This is a genomic window from Blautia caccae (assembly GCF_040095955.1).
GTDB classification, from domain to species: Bacteria; Bacillota; Clostridia; order Lachnospirales; family Lachnospiraceae; genus Blautia; species Blautia celeris.
The window spans coordinates 34,454-52,411 of sequence record NZ_JBBMFP010000032.1 but is presented as its reverse complement, the minus strand read 5'-3'; the positions used below and the strand labels follow the sequence as shown (position 1 = coordinate 52,411).

General features: G+C 46.7%; 14 protein-coding genes. 13 read left to right on the top strand and 1 reads right to left on the bottom strand.

The annotated features are described in order from the left end of the window. Positions 1–581 precede the first annotated feature (581 nt). The 13 genes from WMO65_RS23960 to WMO65_RS23900 all read left to right on the top strand — a co-directional run bounded on the left by WMO65_RS23960 (position 582) and on the right by WMO65_RS23900 (position 16,521). Positions 582–2,870: a hydratase gene (locus tag WMO65_RS23960; RefSeq protein WP_103731543.1), complete on the top strand. Its 2,289-nt coding sequence runs from the start codon at positions 582–584 to the stop codon at positions 2,868–2,870. Positions 2,871–4,293: 1,423 nt separating this feature from the next. Beyond that, positions 4,294–4,968 carry an RluA family pseudouridine synthase gene (locus tag WMO65_RS23955; RefSeq protein WP_103731856.1) on the top strand — a complete coding sequence of 225 codons (675 nt, stop codon included), beginning with the start codon at positions 4,294–4,296 and terminating at the stop codon, positions 4,966–4,968. Positions 4,969–5,031: 63 nt separating this feature from the next. Next, positions 5,032–6,066 (top strand): AI-2E family transporter, encoded by a 1,035-nt coding sequence (locus tag WMO65_RS23950; RefSeq protein WP_033139170.1) that lies wholly within the window; start codon positions 5,032–5,034, stop codon positions 6,064–6,066. A 191-nt stretch (positions 6,067–6,257) separates the two neighbouring features. Beyond that, positions 6,258–7,499 carry an ABC transporter substrate-binding protein gene (locus tag WMO65_RS23945; RefSeq protein WP_033139169.1) on the top strand — a complete coding sequence of 414 codons (1,242 nt, stop codon included), beginning with the start codon at positions 6,258–6,260 and terminating at the stop codon, positions 7,497–7,499. Between the two features lie 186 nt (positions 7,500–7,685). Beyond that, positions 7,686–7,994 (top strand): ATP synthase, encoded by a 309-nt coding sequence (locus WMO65_RS23940; protein WP_033139168.1) that lies wholly within the window; start codon positions 7,686–7,688, stop codon positions 7,992–7,994. 40 nt (positions 7,995–8,034) lie between these two features. Further along, a complete protein-coding gene (locus WMO65_RS23935) occupies positions 8,035–10,071 on the top strand; it encodes a V-type ATP synthase subunit I (RefSeq protein ID WP_148392545.1) in 2,037 nt (678 codons plus the stop codon). After that, positions 10,068–10,544: a V-type ATP synthase subunit K gene (locus WMO65_RS23930; RefSeq protein ID WP_018593354.1), complete on the top strand. Its 477-nt coding sequence runs from the start codon at positions 10,068–10,070 to the stop codon at positions 10,542–10,544. The genes WMO65_RS23935 and WMO65_RS23930 overlap by 4 nt, the downstream gene beginning before the upstream one ends. Positions 10,545–10,620: 76 nt before the next feature. Continuing rightward, a complete protein-coding gene (locus WMO65_RS23925; RefSeq protein WP_148392544.1) occupies positions 10,621–11,214 on the top strand; it encodes a V-type ATP synthase subunit E in 594 nt (197 codons plus the stop codon). A 28-nt stretch (positions 11,215–11,242) separates the two neighbouring features. Further along, the gene (locus WMO65_RS23920; protein WP_103731860.1) at positions 11,243–12,220 is read left to right on the top strand and encodes a V0D/AC39 family V-type ATPase subunit; all 978 of its coding nucleotides are present in this window, start codon (positions 11,243–11,245) and stop codon (positions 12,218–12,220) included. Then, positions 12,213–12,533, top strand: coding sequence for a V-type ATP synthase subunit F (locus WMO65_RS23915; RefSeq protein ID WP_033139164.1), 321 nt, complete (start codon positions 12,213–12,215; stop codon positions 12,531–12,533). Before WMO65_RS23920 ends, WMO65_RS23915 begins: the two co-directional genes overlap by 8 nt. A gap of 96 nt (positions 12,534–12,629) precedes the next feature. Then, entirely contained in the window at positions 12,630–14,396 is a 1,767-nt protein-coding gene (locus tag WMO65_RS23910) for a V-type ATP synthase subunit A (RefSeq protein ID WP_033139163.1), read from the top strand. Further along, entirely contained in the window at positions 14,396–15,769 is a 1,374-nt protein-coding gene (locus WMO65_RS23905; RefSeq protein WP_033139162.1) for a V-type ATP synthase subunit B, read from the top strand. Before WMO65_RS23910 ends, WMO65_RS23905 begins: the two co-directional genes overlap by 1 nt. A 68-nt stretch (positions 15,770–15,837) precedes the next feature. After that, positions 15,838–16,521, top strand: a complete 684-nt coding sequence (locus WMO65_RS23900) for a V-type ATP synthase subunit D (RefSeq protein ID WP_033139161.1) — start codon at positions 15,838–15,840, stop codon at positions 16,519–16,521. Between the two features lie 72 nt (positions 16,522–16,593). On the opposite strand, the gene WMO65_RS23895 is transcribed toward WMO65_RS23900, so the two are convergent. Next, positions 16,594–17,796 carry a helix-turn-helix domain-containing protein gene (locus tag WMO65_RS23895; RefSeq protein WP_187370584.1) on the bottom strand — a complete coding sequence of 401 codons (1,203 nt, stop codon included), beginning with the start codon at positions 17,794–17,796 and terminating at the stop codon, positions 16,594–16,596. Between the last annotated feature and the right edge of the window lie 162 nt (positions 17,797–17,958).

Below are 17,958 nucleotides of genomic sequence, written 5' to 3'. Positions count from 1 at the left end.
TGGCTTTAATACGTAAACTAAGCAAGTGAGCCGTGGTTTTGGTCACACTTTACAGATAAAAAGCAGGGAACCTTTGGCTTTAATACGTAAACTAAGCAAGTGAGCCGTGGTTTTGGTCACACTTTACAGATAAAAAGCAGGGAACCTTTGGTTTTAATACGTAAACTAAGCAAGTGAACCTTGGTTTTGGTCACACTTTACAGATAAAAAGCAGGGAAACTTTGGCTTTAATACGTAAATTAAGCAAATGAGCTGTGGTTTTGATCACACTTAATGCAAAGAGCCTTTAGATTTTATACATAACTTATGGATTTTAACGGCCCATTTATCTGTTCTATATACGATAAGAAAAACTTTTGCGTCCATACGTACATCAGGAAATCTTGCCGGCAGCCTTTTATCTTTACAGATCATCAAATATTCCGATGTTTTCCTGAGAATGTGCAAACGACAAAGACACTGGAATTAAATAAAGTGATAGAGAGATAAAATACTTGCATTTTAGCGTGATAATGCGTATAATAGAAAAGAACTGTATAAGTGTATACAATGATACAAAACGGTGACAAGGAGGATCAATCATGGTAAAACTTTACGATGGCGGTGTCTGGTTGGTGAATGGAACTGAGCTTGTGGAAGACGGTCCTGAAGCGGCAGCAGCAGTTGCACAGATGACAGGTGCAGCGTCTCTTGACAAGGAAGAGGCATCCAGACAGACAATGGCTTACTCTATCTTGGAAAAGCACAATACATCCGGAAATATGGATGATTTAAAAATTAAATTCGATAAACTGACATCCCACGATATTACATTTGTGGGAATCATTCAGACTGCAAGGGCTTCAGGGCTGGAAAAATTCCCAATCCCCTATGTACTGACAAACTGCCACAACTCTCTCTGTGCAGTGGGCGGAACCATCAATGAGGATGACCACATGTTTGGTCTGACCTGCGCAAAACGCTACGGCGGAATGTATGTGCCGCCCCATCAGGCAGTTATCCATCAGTTTGCCAGGGAGATGCTGGCAGGCGGCGGAAAAATGATTCTGGGATCGGACAGCCATACCCGATACGGTGCCCTGGGAACCATGGCTATGGGTGAGGGCGGTCCGGAGCTGGTGAAGCAGCTTCTGGGCAAGACTTATGATATACACAGACCGGAGGTTGTGGGCGTTTATCTGACCGGAAAGCCGATGCCGGGCGTAGGTCCCCAGGACGTTGCGCTGGCTATCATAGGCGCAGTGTTTGCCAACGGTTATGTTAAGAATAAAGTCATGGAGTTTGTAGGCCCGGGCGTTGCCGGACTCAGCGCTGATTTCCGTATCGGAATTGATGTTATGACCACAGAAACGACCTGCCTCTCTTCCATCTGGACAACAGACGATACCATTAAGGACTTCTATGAGGTTCACGGAAGAGCCGGGGAGTATAAAGAGCTGTCTCCCGGTGCAGTGACTTACTATGACGGAATGGTCTATGTGGACTTAAGCCGGGTGAAACCCATGATCGCCATGCCGTTCCACCCAAGCAACACCTATACAATAGAAGAACTGAATGCGAACCTGATGGATATTCTGGATGACGTGGAGAAAAAGGCACAGGTGAGCCTGGACGGCAAGATTCCGTTTACCCTGAAGGATAAAGTACATAACGGCAGACTGTATGTGGAACAGGGAATCATCGCCGGATGTGCGGGCGGCGGGTTTGAAAATATCTGTGATGCCGCTGATATATTAAGAGGTTCCAGCATCGGTGCGGATGCCTTTACTTTAAGTGTATATCCGGCCAGTACACCGATTTACATGGAGATCGCCAAGAATGGTGTCCTGGCAGATTTGATGCAGACAGGTGCTGTGGTCAAGACTGCTTTCTGCGGACCGTGCTTCGGCGCCGGGGATACACCTGCCAACAATGCCCTCAGTATCCGCCACTCTACCAGAAATTTCCCGAACCGTGAGGGTTCCAAGATCCAGAACGGACAGATTTCTTCCGTTGCACTGATGGATGCCCGTTCCATAGCAGCCACAGCAGCAAACAGGGGCTATCTGACCTCAGCAGCGGACTTTGATGTTAAATATACAAAACCCCGCTATTTCTTTGACAAAACGATTTACGAGAACCGCGTCTTTGACAGCAAAGGCAAAGCCGACCCGGACACAGAGATACAGTTCGGACCGAATATCAAGGACTGGCCTGAAATGCCGGCTCTCACAGAGAACCTGGTACTGAAGGTGGTTTCTGAGATTCATGATCCGGTTACCACAACAGATGAGCTGATCCCATCAGGTGAAACATCATCCTTCCGCTCCAATCCTCTGGGACTTGCCGAATTTACCCTCTCCAGAAAAGACCCTGAGTATGTACCGCTTGCCAAGGAAATCCAGGCTGCGGAGAAGGCCAGAGAAGCCGGAAACTGTCCGCTGGAAGCTGTACCGGAGCTGAAGTCCGTATGGGAGAAGCTGAAAACGGTATGCCCTGACATGGACAGCTCCAATACAGGTATCGGAAGCACTATCTATGCCGTAAAACCAGGCGACGGTTCGGCCAGGGAACAGGCTGCGTCCTGTCAGAAGGTACTGGGCGGATGGGCCAATATCGCCAATGAATATGCCACCAAGCGTTACCGTTCCAACCTGATCAATTGGGGTATGCTCCCCCTTCTGGTCCCGGCTGGCAGCCTGCCGTTTAAAAAAGGCGATTATCTGCTTCTTCCGGGAATCAGAAAAGCTGTTGAGGAGAAGGCTGAAGAAATCAAGGTTTACGTGGCAGGAGATTCCTGCAGGGAATTCAAAGTGAAAATCGGTGATCTGACAGATGATGAACGAGAGATCATTCTGAAAGGCTGTCTGATCAACTACTACAGAGGTTAACATAAATACCGTGCGGCACAGGATTTATCCGACAAAACCAGATATTTCTGGATTGGAGGATAAAATAATGTGTCGCACGGTGTTTTATTTTGGCAATTTTCAATGTTCAGAATTATTATGCTTTTCGTAAATTGTGTAGTAAATTCATATAAAAACATATAATTTACAGCTTAATAATGTTAAAAATATAACTTATAAAAAAACAAAACTTTTTTCAAAAAATATATTGACAAATAAAACAACCCATGGTAATATATAACCATCAAAAGAAAACACCAACACATTACTACATAACCAATTCTTAAACATAGAGAAGATAAATCTTTTTTAGGAAGTTGGCTACAAGGTACAAAAGATAAAACATTATATCTCCTTAAAGTGTATGGAGAATACATAATAGGAATCAGAGTAATGTTAAAACGTACTACATATGAGAGATCCATAAAGTACAAAAGAATAACAGTACCAAGGATAAAAAGTAATGTAAAAGGTGTTATTTGAAATATTGATAAGGAGGTATATTCCATTGGAAATAGCGAATATCAATTATCAATATGAGAGTGGTAAGGCATAGTTCCCTAGAGAAAGACCTAACTACATAAAGACCGAAGAAGAATCCTATTAAGAGGATAAAAAAGCGGTTAGGTGATATATCAAAAAGTGCCCTCATATTGAACAATTACCACAAAAGTAATAAAAAGGTTTCAAAATATATGTAAAGAAATATATTTTGAAAGAACAAAGTATTTATACATCATTCAAAGATATAAAAAATGCAGAAGATATAATAAGTTGTATTCGTTGAGATTAGCCTGTTGTATTTAAAAGTTCTTGAAAAAGAAGTAAATTATTTTATATCCCGAAGAAATGTATAAAGAAATGTTTTGAAAACAAAATAGCCCGAACTATTTGTTTAGAAGCTTTTTATTATCCATAATAGATTTGATATGAACTTTCAATAAATCTTATCAAACACCGGAATTTAAATATCCAAGAAGAGTGAAGACCATTTCAGAGAAGGCTTTATCAGAGTCCATAAAGGGATTTGGGTAGAACATTCAGATAAGAAATGAAAGGAAGCTCAAAGAGATTACGAATTCAGAGTGAAAGATTTATAAATAGGGAATGAGAAGATTAAAAGGAAGTATAGAAGAATAAGGAAAGAACAAAATAACAGTATTCATTCCGGATTTTTTATCAATACTAAGAAAAAGAAAGGAATAAAAAAATTGAATAACGCAGATCATTAGAACAACCGTTGTATCCGATAATAGAAGATATGACGGTTGTTCATTTTTGCCCATCCATGCTATAATACTCCCAGGCAAGTTATCCCTCTCCACCCACGCCCCGGCCCCGCTGCCCTGCATTCCCCGTCCCTTCAGCCAACAAAATAAATTTAGAAAAAGGAATTTAAACAACCATGAAAACACCCCCCATCTCCCAAATTATCCTACACGAAGACCCCCACATCCTAATCTGCCACAAACCTCCCGGTCTCCCTGTCCAATCAAAAAAAATCAACACCCCGGACCTGGAATCCTCCCTCCTCACCTACCTCATCTCAAAAGGCGAGCCTCCTTATTTGGCTGTTATCCACCGCCTCGACCAGCCCGTAGAGGGTATCCTGGTCTTTGCAAAAAACAAAGCCGCAGCCAAAGACCTAAACGCTCAGGTCCAGAACGGAAGTATGGAAAAATACTACCTTGCCGCTGTCAGCGGCATACCGACGAAAAAAGAATCCCGTCTTGAGAACGAACTTATAAAAGATGCTAACACCAACACCTCCAGGGTGACAAAACAAAAAACACCACAAAGTAAAAAAGCCATTCTGGAATACCGCGTATTAAAAGAAGCAGAGGATTGTTCTCTTCTCGAGATCCATCTTCTGACAGGCCGTCATCACCAGATCCGTGTCCAGATGGCATACGCCGGCCATCCTCTGCTGGGGGATACCAAGTACAATCCTCAGGCAGGAAAAGAAAAGGAATGGCAGTACATCGCGCTGTGCGCATATAAATTAATTTTTACCCATCCAAAGACAAAGAAAAAAATGGAATTCCAGGTAAAGCCCTCTGGAAATTTTCCTATAGTATAGGTAAGAAAAGTTCACACATACTGTTAGAGGAGAACGAAAAAGATAAGGTATGGTGAGCAGAAGATGAGATGGAAGAAAGCGGGTATAACAGTGGGAGTCATTGCAGGTGTATTTCTGGTCATGAAATACGCGGTACCTGTGATGCTCCCATTTCTTTTAGGCTGGCTTCTGGCACTCGCCATACTTCCGGCAGCCAGGTGGCTGGCACGGCAGAAACTCTGCAGAAAACTGCATTTTACAGAAGGCGGTGTGGGCGCAGTGCTGATTCTGCTTCTCTCCGTGGGAGGCATTCTTGGGGTTATGTGGCTTCTCCAGGCTCTGTCTGCACAGATCAGCAGGCTGATAGCGTTCTATCCGGTAATAAAGAGAGAATTCTGCCAGATCATAGGCCAATGCTGCAGACAGGTGGAATACACGGTGGGAATTCCGGCCCGGGAGAGCAGCCAGTATATTTATATGCAGCTCAGTAATATCAGCAGTTCCTTTTTAGATGGCAGTCAGTCCATGGAGGCTGCGGTCGGCTCCATGAAAAAGTGCGTGGTCCTGGTGGGAGGCCTGATTCTGTGCGTAGTATCCGCGGTTTTGATTCTGCAGGAGCACGGGGAGTGGAAAGAACGGTTTTCCGCCTGGCCTGTGTTTGTTAAGGCGAAAGCCCTTTTCAAGGACTTAAAGAGCGGAATTGCGGAATATTTCAAAGCACAGATCAAAATTATGGGAATCATTATCCTCCTCTGTATTGCCGGATTGTTCTTATTGGGAACGCCTCATTTTATCACTGCCGGGCTGGCGCTGGGACTTCTGGACGCACTACCCGTTCTGGGAACAGGTACATTTCTTGTCCCCGCGGCGCTTGTCCTTGCCTTAAGAGGAGACGCGGCCGGTGCAGTCGGCTGTATTGCCCTTTATCTTGTCACAAGCTGCGTCAGGCAGTTTCTGGAGCCCCGTCTGATAGGAAAGAAGGTGGGGGTATCGCCTCTCCTTGTCCTGTTATCGGTATATCTGGGGCTGTTTTTGTACGGAGGAGCCGGTTTTTTGCTGGGACCGCTCTCTGCTCTGGTAATATACGGGATTTTACGTGAATGGAATCTTCTTGATTAGAGCGTGTTTGGAAACTTTATAGATAATATGAATAGAAAAGTTCCTGAAATTTTTACGAAATTATTACAAAAAGCATATGGACTAATAAGTAGTTTCGTGTATAATGGAAACGTAGTTAATAGGAAGAGAAATGCATGTAAAAATCTGGTAAAGCCGTACACAGGTATGGCGTGAACCTTGGAGGAGAGGGCATGAAACGTACAATGGTTGCTTTATTATGCATCGCGCTGGCAGCGGGTTCCCTGGCAGGATGCGGTGGTAATAAGGATAAAAAAGAAGTACCCGTAAACACAGAGGCAAAGGCGGAAGACAAGCCGGAAGTGGGCAGCAAGGGGGACCCTCAGAAAGAAGAAGATACAGAAGAGGAACAGAAGGAAGAGGAAAAAGATAATACAGAAGTTTCCGGTGAGAATGAGAACAGCCAGGACGCAGAGGAAGAGAACGAGGCAGACATGTCTGAGGACCTGACTATGACCACTCTGAAAAGCAGTGCCGGAACCATTGATTATACATCCCTGGAAGGTCTGGAGCTGGAGGCCGGCGGTCATATAGCAGTGGTGGTTAAGAGCACAAAGACAGGCTACTGGGTCACTGTAAAAAAAGGCATGGAAGCAGCCGTCAAAGATTTAAATAAAAAACTGGAATATAAAGGTGACGATAAGATAAAACTATCCTTTGAAGGGCCGTCCGATGAGACTGATGTGGAGAGCCAGATCAATATTATCGACGCGGTTCTGGCTGAGAATCCAAATGTTCTCTGTCTGGCAGCCATAGATATGGAATCCTGTCAGGCCCAGCTTGAAACAGCAGAGGAAAACGGAATCCCCGTGGTTGTGCTGGATTCCGGTGTGGTGACCGGCACCGTAGATTCCGTGTGCTCCACAGACAACAAGGCAGCAGGCGCTGACGCAGCGAAAAAACTTGCGGAAGCTGTGGGCAGCAGCGGAGAGATCGCTGTTATGGCCCATATCGAAAGCTCTGAAAGCAGCCAGGACAGAGTCAAGGGATTTACAGATGAGCTCACAGCCAATTACCCGGATATTAAGATTGTTAATCTCTCCTATGAAAATGAGGAGACATCGGTCAGGGAGATGGCAGCAAAAGTGCTGGAGGATAATCCGAATCTGAAAGGATACTTCTGTACCAATCAGGTCACTGCGGATGATGTTCTGGAAGCGCTGAAAGAAGCAGAGAGAGAAGAAATTGCCGTAGTGGGGTTTGATGCCGGCAAGACCCAAAAAGAAGCGATCAAGGACGGAAGAGAGGCCGGAGTTATCGCACAGAATCCGTATGGCATGGGATATGCCACCGCAGTAGCAGCAGCCAGGGCTTGGCTGGGGCTGGAAAATGATTCCTTTATCAATCCGGGATATCAGTGGATCGATGCTGCCAGCCTGGATGATGAGAAGCTGAAGAACTACTTATACGAGTAAGATAAAGTCAAATTAAACAAAGACATTCGGGGAGATTGTGTAAATTCTATACAATCTCTCTTTTTTTGTCGGGATTACCAAAATAAGGCAACTTTTTTTCGTGTAATTCGGTTAAAAATATTGTGAACAAATTGACAAATTGCATAATTCATAGTAATATTTAAACTATGTGAAGGTGGTGATACTGTGATAGAAGGAACAATCAAAGAAATCCGGGATGCGGAGCAGGAGGCAGCAAACATCGTTGCGGATGCAAAGCGCCAGAGTGAAAAGATTTCTGAGGAGGCAAAACTGGCTTCCGAAAAATTGTATTCCGATATGATTTCCGAAGCGCAGCAGAAGGCGAAAAAATTAAGAGACTCTGCTGAAACATTTGGAAAACAGCAGACGGACGAGGCCCTTTTGGCGGCTGGAAAAGAAATCGAAAAGCTGAAGAGCGCGGCAAAAAGCCGGGAAAAAGAAGCGGTTGATTTGATTATTTCCGAATTAATCTGAGAGGAAGAAAAAGAAAACGAGTTAAAGGAGGGATGAGAGTATGGCAGTAATGCAGATGCAGCGAGTCAGTATCTGCGCGCTGAAAAGGGACCGGAAGGCCATCCTGGAAAAGCTGCAGACCATGGGCGTCATGGAAATGACCCAGGTATTAGACGATGAGTCAGGCTTTGAAAAGATGGATACCCAGGGGGCCAGAAACACTTTTGAGAAAAAAGCGAACTTGGCGGATTTAGCACTGGATATCCTGCAGGAATATGCACCGGAGAAAAAATCCCTGCTGTCCAGTCTGGAAGGAAAAAAACTGATTGAAAAAGAAACTTACAACCAGGTAGCGGTTCAGAAGGAAGAAATGATGGACATTGCTTCCAGAATAACCGGCTGGCAGAAAGAAATCGCGGAGTGCCGTGCAAATATCCAGAAAATGGAGAACCAGATCGAAGCACTGGCTCCATGGATGAGCCTGGATGTGCCCATGAATTTTGAGGGTACCGGTTCAACCAGCGCACTCATCGGTGCTATTTCAGGCGAAATGACACTGGAAGCGGTTTACAGCCTGATTGCGGAGTACGCTCCCGAGGCTGAAGGCGTGGATGTGACAGTCCTTTCTGCGGACAGAGATTCCACTTATATTGTTGTGCTGTGTCTGAAGAAGAACGCACAGCAGGTGGAGGATGCGCTGCGGCAGGGCGGTTTTGCTAGGCCATCTCAGATCGTCAGTGAAATACCGGCGGTCGAAAAAGAACACTTGGAGGCAGAGATCAGTGCGCTCCAAAAAGAAATTGAGGGATGTCAGAAGCATATTATTGAATATGGGGACAAGCGCGCAGACCTGCGTTTGATTTCTGACTATTTCCGTACAAGAGCAGAGAAATACGAACTCCTGGGACAAATTCCACAGTCCTCCAGGACCTTTTTTGTAAGTGGGTATATACCTAAAAAAGCGGTTCCCGCAGTGAAAAAGGCAATGGAAGAGGGCTATGATCTGGTCTTTGATGTGGAGGAGATACAGGAGGATGAGGAAGCCCCGGTGCTTCTGAGCAATAACGCGTTTTCACAGTCTGTGGAGGGCGTTTTGGAATCCTACGGTCTGCCGAAAAAAGGCGAGGTTGACCCAACGACGATCATGTCGTTTTTCTATGTATTTTTCTTCGGTCTGATGCTGTCTGATGCGGCATACGGACTGATCATATTCCTGGCATGTTTTATTGTACTGAGAAAGTACCCGCGCATGAGCCAGGGCATGCATAAGGCGCTGAAAATGTTCATGTACTGCGGTCTTTCCACTTTAGTGTGGGGTGTACTTTTCGGAGGATACTTCGGAGATGCCGTGGACGTGGTCGCGCGAACCTTCTTCCATGTGGATGTACCGGACGGCGGACTGATCAAGGCAGCCTGGTTCGTTCCGCTGAATGACCCAATGCGTCTTCTTATGTACGCAATGCTGTTTGGTGTGATCCATCTGTTCATGGGACTGGCACTGAAAGGATACATGCTTCTGAAAGATAAACAGTACATGGATTTCTTCTGTGATGTTATTATCTGGTATGTATTTCTGATCGGTTTGGTTATGATGCTGCTTCCAAGCAGTATCTTTGCATCCATCTCCCAGCTTCCGGAAGGAACTTTCCCACCGGCAGTTTCGCAGATCGGAAAGGTCATGGCGATCGCAGGAGCGGTAGGACTGCTTCTTATGTCAGGGCGTGCGAACAAGAATATCGCTCTTCGTCTGGCACTGGGCGCGTATGATATTTACAATGTAACAGGATGGCTGAGTGATGTGCTGTCTTACTCCCGTCTGCTTGCTCTTGGTCTGGCAACAGGTGTTATCGCATCTGTGGTAAACCAGATGGCAAGTATGCTGGGCGACGGTATCATTGCCGCTGTCGGTTTTATAGTGATTTTTATTGTGGGCCATTCACTGAATCTGGCTATCAATCTTTTGGGCGCATACGTGCATACAAACCGTTTACAGTTTGTCGAGTTTTTCGGCAAGTTTTATGAGGGTGGAGGAAGACCTTTCAACCCATTTAAATTAACTACGAAATATGTAGATGTTAAGGAGGAAACTTATTTATGAGTCAGTTAGGAATTGTTTACGCATTACTTGGTGCAGCATTAGCAGTATTATTAGCAGGTGCAGGTTCATCTATTGGTGTAGGTATTGCCGGTCAGGCAGCAGCAGGTGTTGTTACAGAAGATCCCAGCAAATTCGCTAAGGTTCTTATCATGCAGCTTCTCCCAGGTACACAGGGTATCTACGGTCTGCTGGTTGGTTTCATCACACTTTCCAAGATCGGTCTGTTAGGCGGAGGTATGCTGGATTTAACACCGCAGCAGGGCTTACTGGTATTAGCAGCTTGTCTGCCGATCGGTATCGTTGGTCTGATCTCCGGTAAATATCAGGGAATGACATCTGCAGCAGCTATCGGCATCGTTGCCAAGAAACCGGAACAGTTCGGTAAAGCTATGCTTTTCCCGGCCATGGTTGAGACATACGCAATTCTTGCTCTGCTGATTTCCATTCTTTCTGTAACGAACCTTTCCTTCTAATTAAAATATGGAGAGAAGTCCCGGCATGGGACAGAAATTACAGGACAGAATAGAAATAGTAAAGGAGAGCTAAAGAATGACTGGATTAGAAAAAATGAAAAGCCAGATTCTGGATGAAGCAAAAAGCTCCGCGAATGATATCATCGACCGTGCGCAGAAGAGCGCAGAAGCAGTTAAGCAGGAGATGAGAGACAAAGCGGAAGCAGAATGCGGACGTATCTCCCAAAAAGCGGATGCTGATGTTGAGAATATCAAGGAACGTGCCCTTTCCTCCTGCGACCTGCAGAAGAGAAAAGCACTTCTGGAGGCAAAGCAGGAAGTGATCTCTGATGTACTGGAGAAAGCTTACGATACACTGCTTTCTGCAGACGACGAGACATATTTCAACATGCTCCGCAAAATGCTGGACAAATTCGTTCTGGCTCAGGAAGGGGAAATCTGTTTCTCACCTGAAGATTTGAAGAGAATGCCGCAGGGTTTTGAAAAAGAAATTTCGGACATAGCTGAGAAAAAGGGCGGAAAACTGGTTCTTTCCAAAGAACACAGAAATATCCGCGGAGGCTTTGTCCTGATATATGGTGGAATCGAAGAAAACTGTACCTTTAAGGCCATGTTTGATTCCAAGAGAGGTGAACTTTCCGACAAAGTTCATGCATTATTATTTTTGTAAGCGATAACCGCAAGAAGGAGGAATTATCTTGATTGATACAAAATATACCTATGCGGTTGCGCGAATCCGTGCGCTTGAGACGGCGTTATTCACTTCTGCCACTCTTGACCAGCTCATGGCCTGCCAGACAGAGGAGCAGTGCCTGCAGCTTATACAGGAAAAGGGTTGGGGCGGCGCGGATACGCCGGTGAATGCAGAGGCAATATTGACCAGGGAGCAGGAGAAAATCTGGGAGAATATCAGGGATCTGGGTGTTGATATGTCCGTCTTTGATGTACTTTCCTATCCCAATATGTTCCACAATCTGAAGGCAGCCATCAAGGATGTGTGCACGGAGGAGAACGGCAAGTCAATGAACATCTACTATGATGACACTGCCATCTCCCCGGATGAAATGCTGGAGATCGTGCGGAGCAAGGATTTTTCCAGACTTCCCAAATATATGGCTGGCGCTGCAAAAGAGGCTTATGAGACACTGCTTCACACAAGGGACGGACAGCTCTGCGACGTCATTGTGGACAAGGCAGCCCTTGAGGCGATCTATGCAGCAGGCAAGGAAGCAAAGGACAGCATTATCAAGGATTATGCGGAGTCTACCGTTGCCATAGCTGATATTAAAATCGCTGTGCGTTCACAGAAAACCGCAAAAAATCTGGATTTTATGAAGCGCGCGATGGCGGAATGTGAGTCACTTAGTGTGGCACAGCTTTCCAAGGCGGCAGTGAGCGGCATTGATGCCATTGTGGAGTATTTGTCGGGAACTGCTTATGCGGAGGGCGGTAAGGCCATTGCAGAGTCCATGTCCGCGTTTGAACGCTGGTGTGACAACCGCATGATGCAGACCATGCAGCCTCAGAAATATCAGTCATTTTCAGTGGGACCTCTGGTTGCCTATGTGCTTGCCAGGGAGAACGAGATCAAAACGGTACGAATCATTTTGTCCGGCAAACGCAGCGGGCTTTCGGATGATTCTATCCGGGAAAGGGTAAGGGAAATGTATGTATAAGATTGCAGTTGTGGGCGATTACGACAGTATTTACGGGTTTGCTACACTGGGTCTGGATATATTCCCGGTAACATCCCGAAAAGAAGCTGAAGAAAAACTGGAGCATCTGGCAGCCAGCAAATATGGGATCATCTATATCACAGAAGCGCTGGCAGCAGAGTGCAAAAAGACGATTGATAAATTTCAGGAACAACTGCTTCCCGCCATTATCCTGATCCCCGGTGTTTTCGGAAACACGGGTGAAGGTGTGCAGGGAGTGAAATTATCCGTGGAGAAGGCTGTTGGCTCGGATATTCTTTTCAGCAATAATTAAAAGGTCCGGTATGCGGCAGCACGCCGCAGCACCCGGAATTTGAGCGGTAAAATACCGCAGATACGAACTAATTTAGAAAGCAGGTGATTCGTTCCGATGAGCAAAGGTACGATTAAAAAAGTTGCAGGACCGCTGGTTATCGCGGAAGGCATGAGAGACTCGAATATGTTCGACGTTGTCCGTGTCAGTAACCAGCGTCTGATTGGTGAGATCATCGAGATGCACGGTGATGAAGCCAGTGTTCAGGTATACGAGGAGACATCAGGTCTTGGACCGGGCGAGCCGGTTGAGTCCATGAATGCGCCTCTTTCCGTAGAACTTGGACCAGGTCTGATCACAAGTATTTACGATGGTATCCAGCGACCGCTGGATGAGATTATGAAGGTGTCCGGCACCAACTTAAAGCGTGGTGTTGAGGTTCCTTCCCTTAAGAGAGATAAGAAATGGAACTTTGTTCCTACTGTTAAAGTGGGGGACGAGGTACAAAACGGTGATATTATCGGTACGGTACAGGAGACCATCGTTGTTAATCACAAGATCATGGTTCCTTACGGGATAAACGGTAAAGTAAAAGAAATAAAAGCCGGTGAATTTACGGTGGAAGAAATCGTTGCCGTTATCGAGACTGCGGATGGTGACAAAGAAGTTGGTATGATGCAGACATGGCCGGTTCGTAAAGGCCGTCCGTATCTGAAAAAGCTGCCGCCGGAGATGCCTCTGGTAACAGGACAGCGAGTTGTTGATACTTTCTTCCCCATCGCCAAAGGCGGTGTTGCAGCCGTTCCGGGACCTTTCGGAAGCGGCAAGACAGTGATCCAGCATCAGCTTGCAAAATGGGCTGAGGCTGACATCGTGGTTTACATCGGATGCGGCGAGCGTGGAAATGAGATGACAGACGTTCTGAACGAGTTCCCGGAACTGAAGGACCCGAAGACAGGACAGTCTCTGATGGAACGTACCGTTCTGATCGCCAATACCTCCGATATGCCTGTTGCGGCACGTGAGGCTTCTATCTATACAGGTATCACCATCGCGGAATATTTCCGTGATATGGGTTACTCCGTAGCCCTGATGGCAGACTCCACATCACGCTGGGCCGAGGCTCTTCGTGAGATGTCAGGACGTCTGGAAGAGATGCCCGGTGAGGAGGGTTACCCTGCATACCTGGGTTCCCGTCTGGCACAGTTCTATGAGAGAGCCGGACACGTGGTTTCTCTCGGCAGTGACCACAGAGAAGGCGCGCTTTCCGTTATCGGTGCCGTATCTCCTCCGGGTGGTGATATTTCCGAGCCGGTATCCCAGGCAACCCTGCGTATCGTTAAGGTATTCTGGGGTCTGGATTCCGCACTTGCTTACAAGCGTCATTTCCCGGCGATCAACTGGCTGACCAGTTACTCTCTGTATCTGGACAATATGGCTGACTGGTTCAATGAGAAGGTTGCTCCTGACTGGATGGAAGACCGTCAGAAGATGATGAGCCTTCTGCAGGATGAGGCTGAACTGGAAGAAATCGTTAAGATGGTAGGTATGGATGCGCTCTCTGCAGGCGACCGTCTGAAAATGGAGGCTGCGCGCTCCATCCGTGAGGACTTCCTGCATCAGAACTCCTTCCATGAAGTAGATACCTACAGTTCTCTGCAGAAACAGTATCTGCTGATGAAACTGGTTATCGCATTTTATGAGCAGTCCAAGGAAGCGCTTGACAAGGGTGCTAATATCCAGGGGCTGATCAAGATGGATGTCCGCGAAAAGATCGGACGTTTCAAATATGTGACAGAAGACAAACTGGACAAAGAATATAAGGCAACAATGGACGAACTTGCTGCTGACATTGCCAATGTATTTGGGAAGGAGGACTTCTAATGCCGAAAGAGTATAGAACCATACAGGAAGTTGCCGGCCCTCTGATGTTGGTGCGCGGTGTTGAAAATGTACATTTTGATGAATTAGGTGAGATTGAGCTGGCAAGCGGTGAGACACGCCGCTGCCGTGTACTTGAGATCAACGGAAGTGATGCCCTGGTACAGCTTTTTGAGAGCTCCACAGGTATCAACCTGTCAGACAGTAAGGTGCGTTTCCTGGGACGAAGCATGGAGCTGGGTGTGTCTGAGGACATGTTAGGCCGTGTATTCGACGGTATGGGACGCCCGATTGATGATGGTCCTGAAATCCTTCCGGATGAGAGACGTGATATCAACGGTCTGCCTATGAATCCGGCTGCCAGAATGTACCCGGAAGAGTTTATTCAGACAGGTGTATCCGCAATTGACGGTCTGAACACACTGGTACGTGGTCAGAAGCTGCCTATCTTCTCCGCATCAGGTCTTCCTCATGCGCAGCTGGCCGCTCAGATCGCAAGACAGGCTAAGGTTCGCGGTACCGGTGAGAACTTCGCCGTTGTATTTGCCGCTCTTGGTATTACCTTTGAGGAGTCCAACTTCTTTATTGAGAGCTTTAAGGAGACAGGTGCCATCGACAGAACCGTTCTGTTCATCAACCTGGCAAATGACCCGGCTGTAGAGCGTATCGCAACACCTAAGATGGCGCTTACCGCAGCAGAGTATCTTGCATTTGAAAAAGACATGCACGTACTGGTAATCCTGACAGATATCACAAACTACGCAGATGCCCTGCGTGAGGTTTCCGCAGCCCGTAAAGAGGTTCCCGGACGCCGTGGATATCCCGGTTACATGTACACAGACCTTGCAACCATGTATGAAAGAGCAGGACGTAAGAAAGGAAGTAATGGTTCCATTACCATGATTCCGATCCTTACCATGCCTGAGGATGATAAAACCCATCCGATCCCTGACCTTACCGGATATATCACAGAGGGTCAGATCATTCTGAGCCGTGAGCTTTACAGAAAAGGTGTAACACCGCCCATCGATGTTCTGCCGTCCCTGTCACGACTGAAAGATAAAGGTATCGGTGAAGGCAAGACACGTGCTGACCATGCGAACACCATGAACCAGCTTTTCGCCGCTTATGCCCGTGGTAAAGAGGCAAAAGAGCTGATGACCATCCTTGGTGAGGCAGCACTTTCTGATATTGACCTTATCTATGCAAAATTCGCGGATGCTTTTGAGGCGGAATACGTTTCACAGGGTTATACCAGCAACCGTGATATTGAGGAGACACTGCGTATCGGCTGGAAGCTGCTCTCTATTTTACCGAGGAGTGAGCTGAAACGTATTGATGATAAGTTCCTTGATGAATATTACGGTAAACAATAATGCCGGCCGGCAGCAGGCTTAAGATGCCTGCTGTCCCTTTAGAAAATGCATAGAAAGAGGTGATTGTCTTGGCATCTACCCAGGTAAATCCTACCAGAATGGAACTTACCAAGCAGAAGAAAAAGCTGGTCACAGCCATCAAAGGCCACAAGCTTTTGAAGGACAAACGTGATGAGCTTATGCGTCAGTTCCTGGATCTGGCAAGAGAAAATATGGCTCTGCGCCTGAAAGTGGAAGAGGGTATTAAAGAGGCTAACAAGAACTTCGTGATCGCAAAAGCCGGCATGTCCGAACAGACACTGAACACAGCGCTGATGGCACCGAAACAGGAAGTATATCTGGATGCCGGCAAGAAGAATGTCATGAGTGTTGACATTCCTGTCTTCCAGTCCCAGACCAGAACCGCAGATGCAAATGACATCTATTCCTACGGTTTTGCCTTTACTTCCGGTGACCTGGACGGCGCGGTGAAATCTCTGGCAGACATCCTGCCGGATATGCTGAAGCTTGCGGAGATTGAGAAGTCCTGCCAGCTTATGGCTTCCGAGATTGAGAAGACCCGACGCAGAGTAAATGCTCTGGAACACGTTATTATTCCGGAGACACAGCAGAATATTAAATATATTACCATGAAGCTGGACGAGAGCGAGAGAAGTACGCAGATCCGTCTGATGAAGGTAAAGGATATGATGCTTGAAGAAGCACATCATTATAAGGAAAAGGACAGAGAACGCGCATACGGCGCGGGCTGATATGTCTGATGGTAGAATCCTGTTTCCCGGGAGAACTGACACATGGTCAGTCCGCTGGGAGACAGGATTTTTTTAAAAGGCGTCCCTGTACTGTCTGGGCGTCATGCCCGTATATTTTTTAAAGACAGAAATATAATGGCTCTGGCTGGAAAAAGACAGTATCATGCTGATCTCTGAAATAGAATACTGAAACACAGTCAGCAGGGACTTTGAGGTCTCCACCCGTTTCCGGTTCAGGTATTCCATAGGGCTCATGCCCATTTCCTCCCGAAAGAGGTGGGAGAAGCGGTCTTTGCTCAGACCGGCGGCACAGGCAATGTCAGAGAGGTATACTTTTTCCTGCTGATGGTCATTCATGTAATTGATGGCTCTGCGGATGGCAGGGGAATGACTGGTCAGGCCTCTGGCCTTTGCCGCGGCAGCCGTAAATTCTCCGGTGGCCTGGTCCCGCAGGGAGAGAAGGCGTGTGACAGAGGTGCATTTTTCAGATGCCTGGATATAACTGTCACTCATAGCATAAGCCATATCTTCCTCCACTCCTGCCTCCATTGCGGCTCTGGTGATCTGAGTAATGTGAGCGATGAAAAGATTCTGGGCATGGCGCAGCGGGTTGGGGGAAAGGATTCCCGGTTTTCCTGTGAGACTTAACTCGTTCATACATTCTTTTGCACGTACAACATCTCCTGAGCGCACCGCGTCCAGGAGATTTTTTTCGTATGAATAGGGTGTATGAAATGCGGCGGATTCTCTTCTGTGAAACAGGGTCTTCTGAACCGCAGCGGGAATAGGGGCAGACATTTTCAGATGATTTGCCTCCAGAATCTCTTCGGTATGAACTTTTTCCCGGAAGAACAGGCTGCAGGCCAGGGAAAGGAAATTGTAAAAGTATTCCTGTTCCATGACAGGCAGCGCTGACATGAGAGGAAAACGCATGTCAGGAGGCAGTGCGGAGAAATCCGGAAAGCTCTGTTTAAACTCCCTGTCGGAGAGCCGGGAAAAGAGGCAGGGGCCGAAATAAAGGGTAAAATTTCTGTCGGTCAATGCAAGGGGAAGAGCTGCACTGTAATATGCGTTGTTTTCCATGAAGAGAACAGGCAGGGGTACTGTATTTTTATGGGGCAGACTTTCCGGCAGCAGGGGGAGAGGGAAACGCTCCATGCCCTCCAGGTGCGGGAAGGTAAAACATATGCTGCTGTCAGGTGACAGGCAGCGTATGGGAATCTGTGTTAAATGATAAAGCAGACGGCAGTTATGGCGGATGCTCCGGATGTCCATTTTAAGTTCTCCTTCCATGGCAGCAGACAGTTTTTTTCAGTATACCAGAAAAAGAAAGTAGTGACAAGAAATTGATATAAACAGCATGATTTTGATATTATCCGGAGCATATACGTGGTATTTTAAGGATATAGCTCATCATGCGGCACAGCCGTTGGAGAG

Bases quoted from the DNA above. Each gene is read 5' to 3' on its own strand.
- WMO65_RS23895 (WP_187370584.1), bottom strand. From the start codon at position 17,796: ATGGACATCCGGAGCATCCGCCATAACTGCCGTCTGCTTTATCATTTA.
- WMO65_RS23950 (WP_033139170.1), top strand. From the start codon at position 5,032: ATGAGATGGAAGAAAGCGGGTATAACAGTGGGAGTCATTGCAGGTGTA.
- WMO65_RS23925 (WP_148392544.1), top strand. From the start codon at position 10,621: ATGACTGGATTAGAAAAAATGAAAAGCCAGATTCTGGATGAAGCAAAA.
- WMO65_RS23905 (WP_033139162.1), top strand. From the start codon at position 14,396: ATGCCGAAAGAGTATAGAACCATACAGGAAGTTGCCGGCCCTCTGATG.
- WMO65_RS23945 (WP_033139169.1), top strand. From the start codon at position 6,258: ATGAAACGTACAATGGTTGCTTTATTATGCATCGCGCTGGCAGCGGGT.
- WMO65_RS23915 (WP_033139164.1), top strand. From the start codon at position 12,213: ATGTATAAGATTGCAGTTGTGGGCGATTACGACAGTATTTACGGGTTT.
- WMO65_RS23955 (WP_103731856.1), top strand. From the start codon at position 4,294: ATGAAAACACCCCCCATCTCCCAAATTATCCTACACGAAGACCCCCAC.
- WMO65_RS23930 (WP_018593354.1), top strand. From the start codon at position 10,068: ATGAGTCAGTTAGGAATTGTTTACGCATTACTTGGTGCAGCATTAGCA.
- WMO65_RS23935 (WP_148392545.1), top strand. From the start codon at position 8,035: ATGGCAGTAATGCAGATGCAGCGAGTCAGTATCTGCGCGCTGAAAAGG.
- WMO65_RS23910 (WP_033139163.1), top strand. From the start codon at position 12,630: ATGAGCAAAGGTACGATTAAAAAAGTTGCAGGACCGCTGGTTATCGCG.
- WMO65_RS23960 (WP_103731543.1), top strand. From the start codon at position 582: ATGGTAAAACTTTACGATGGCGGTGTCTGGTTGGTGAATGGAACTGAG.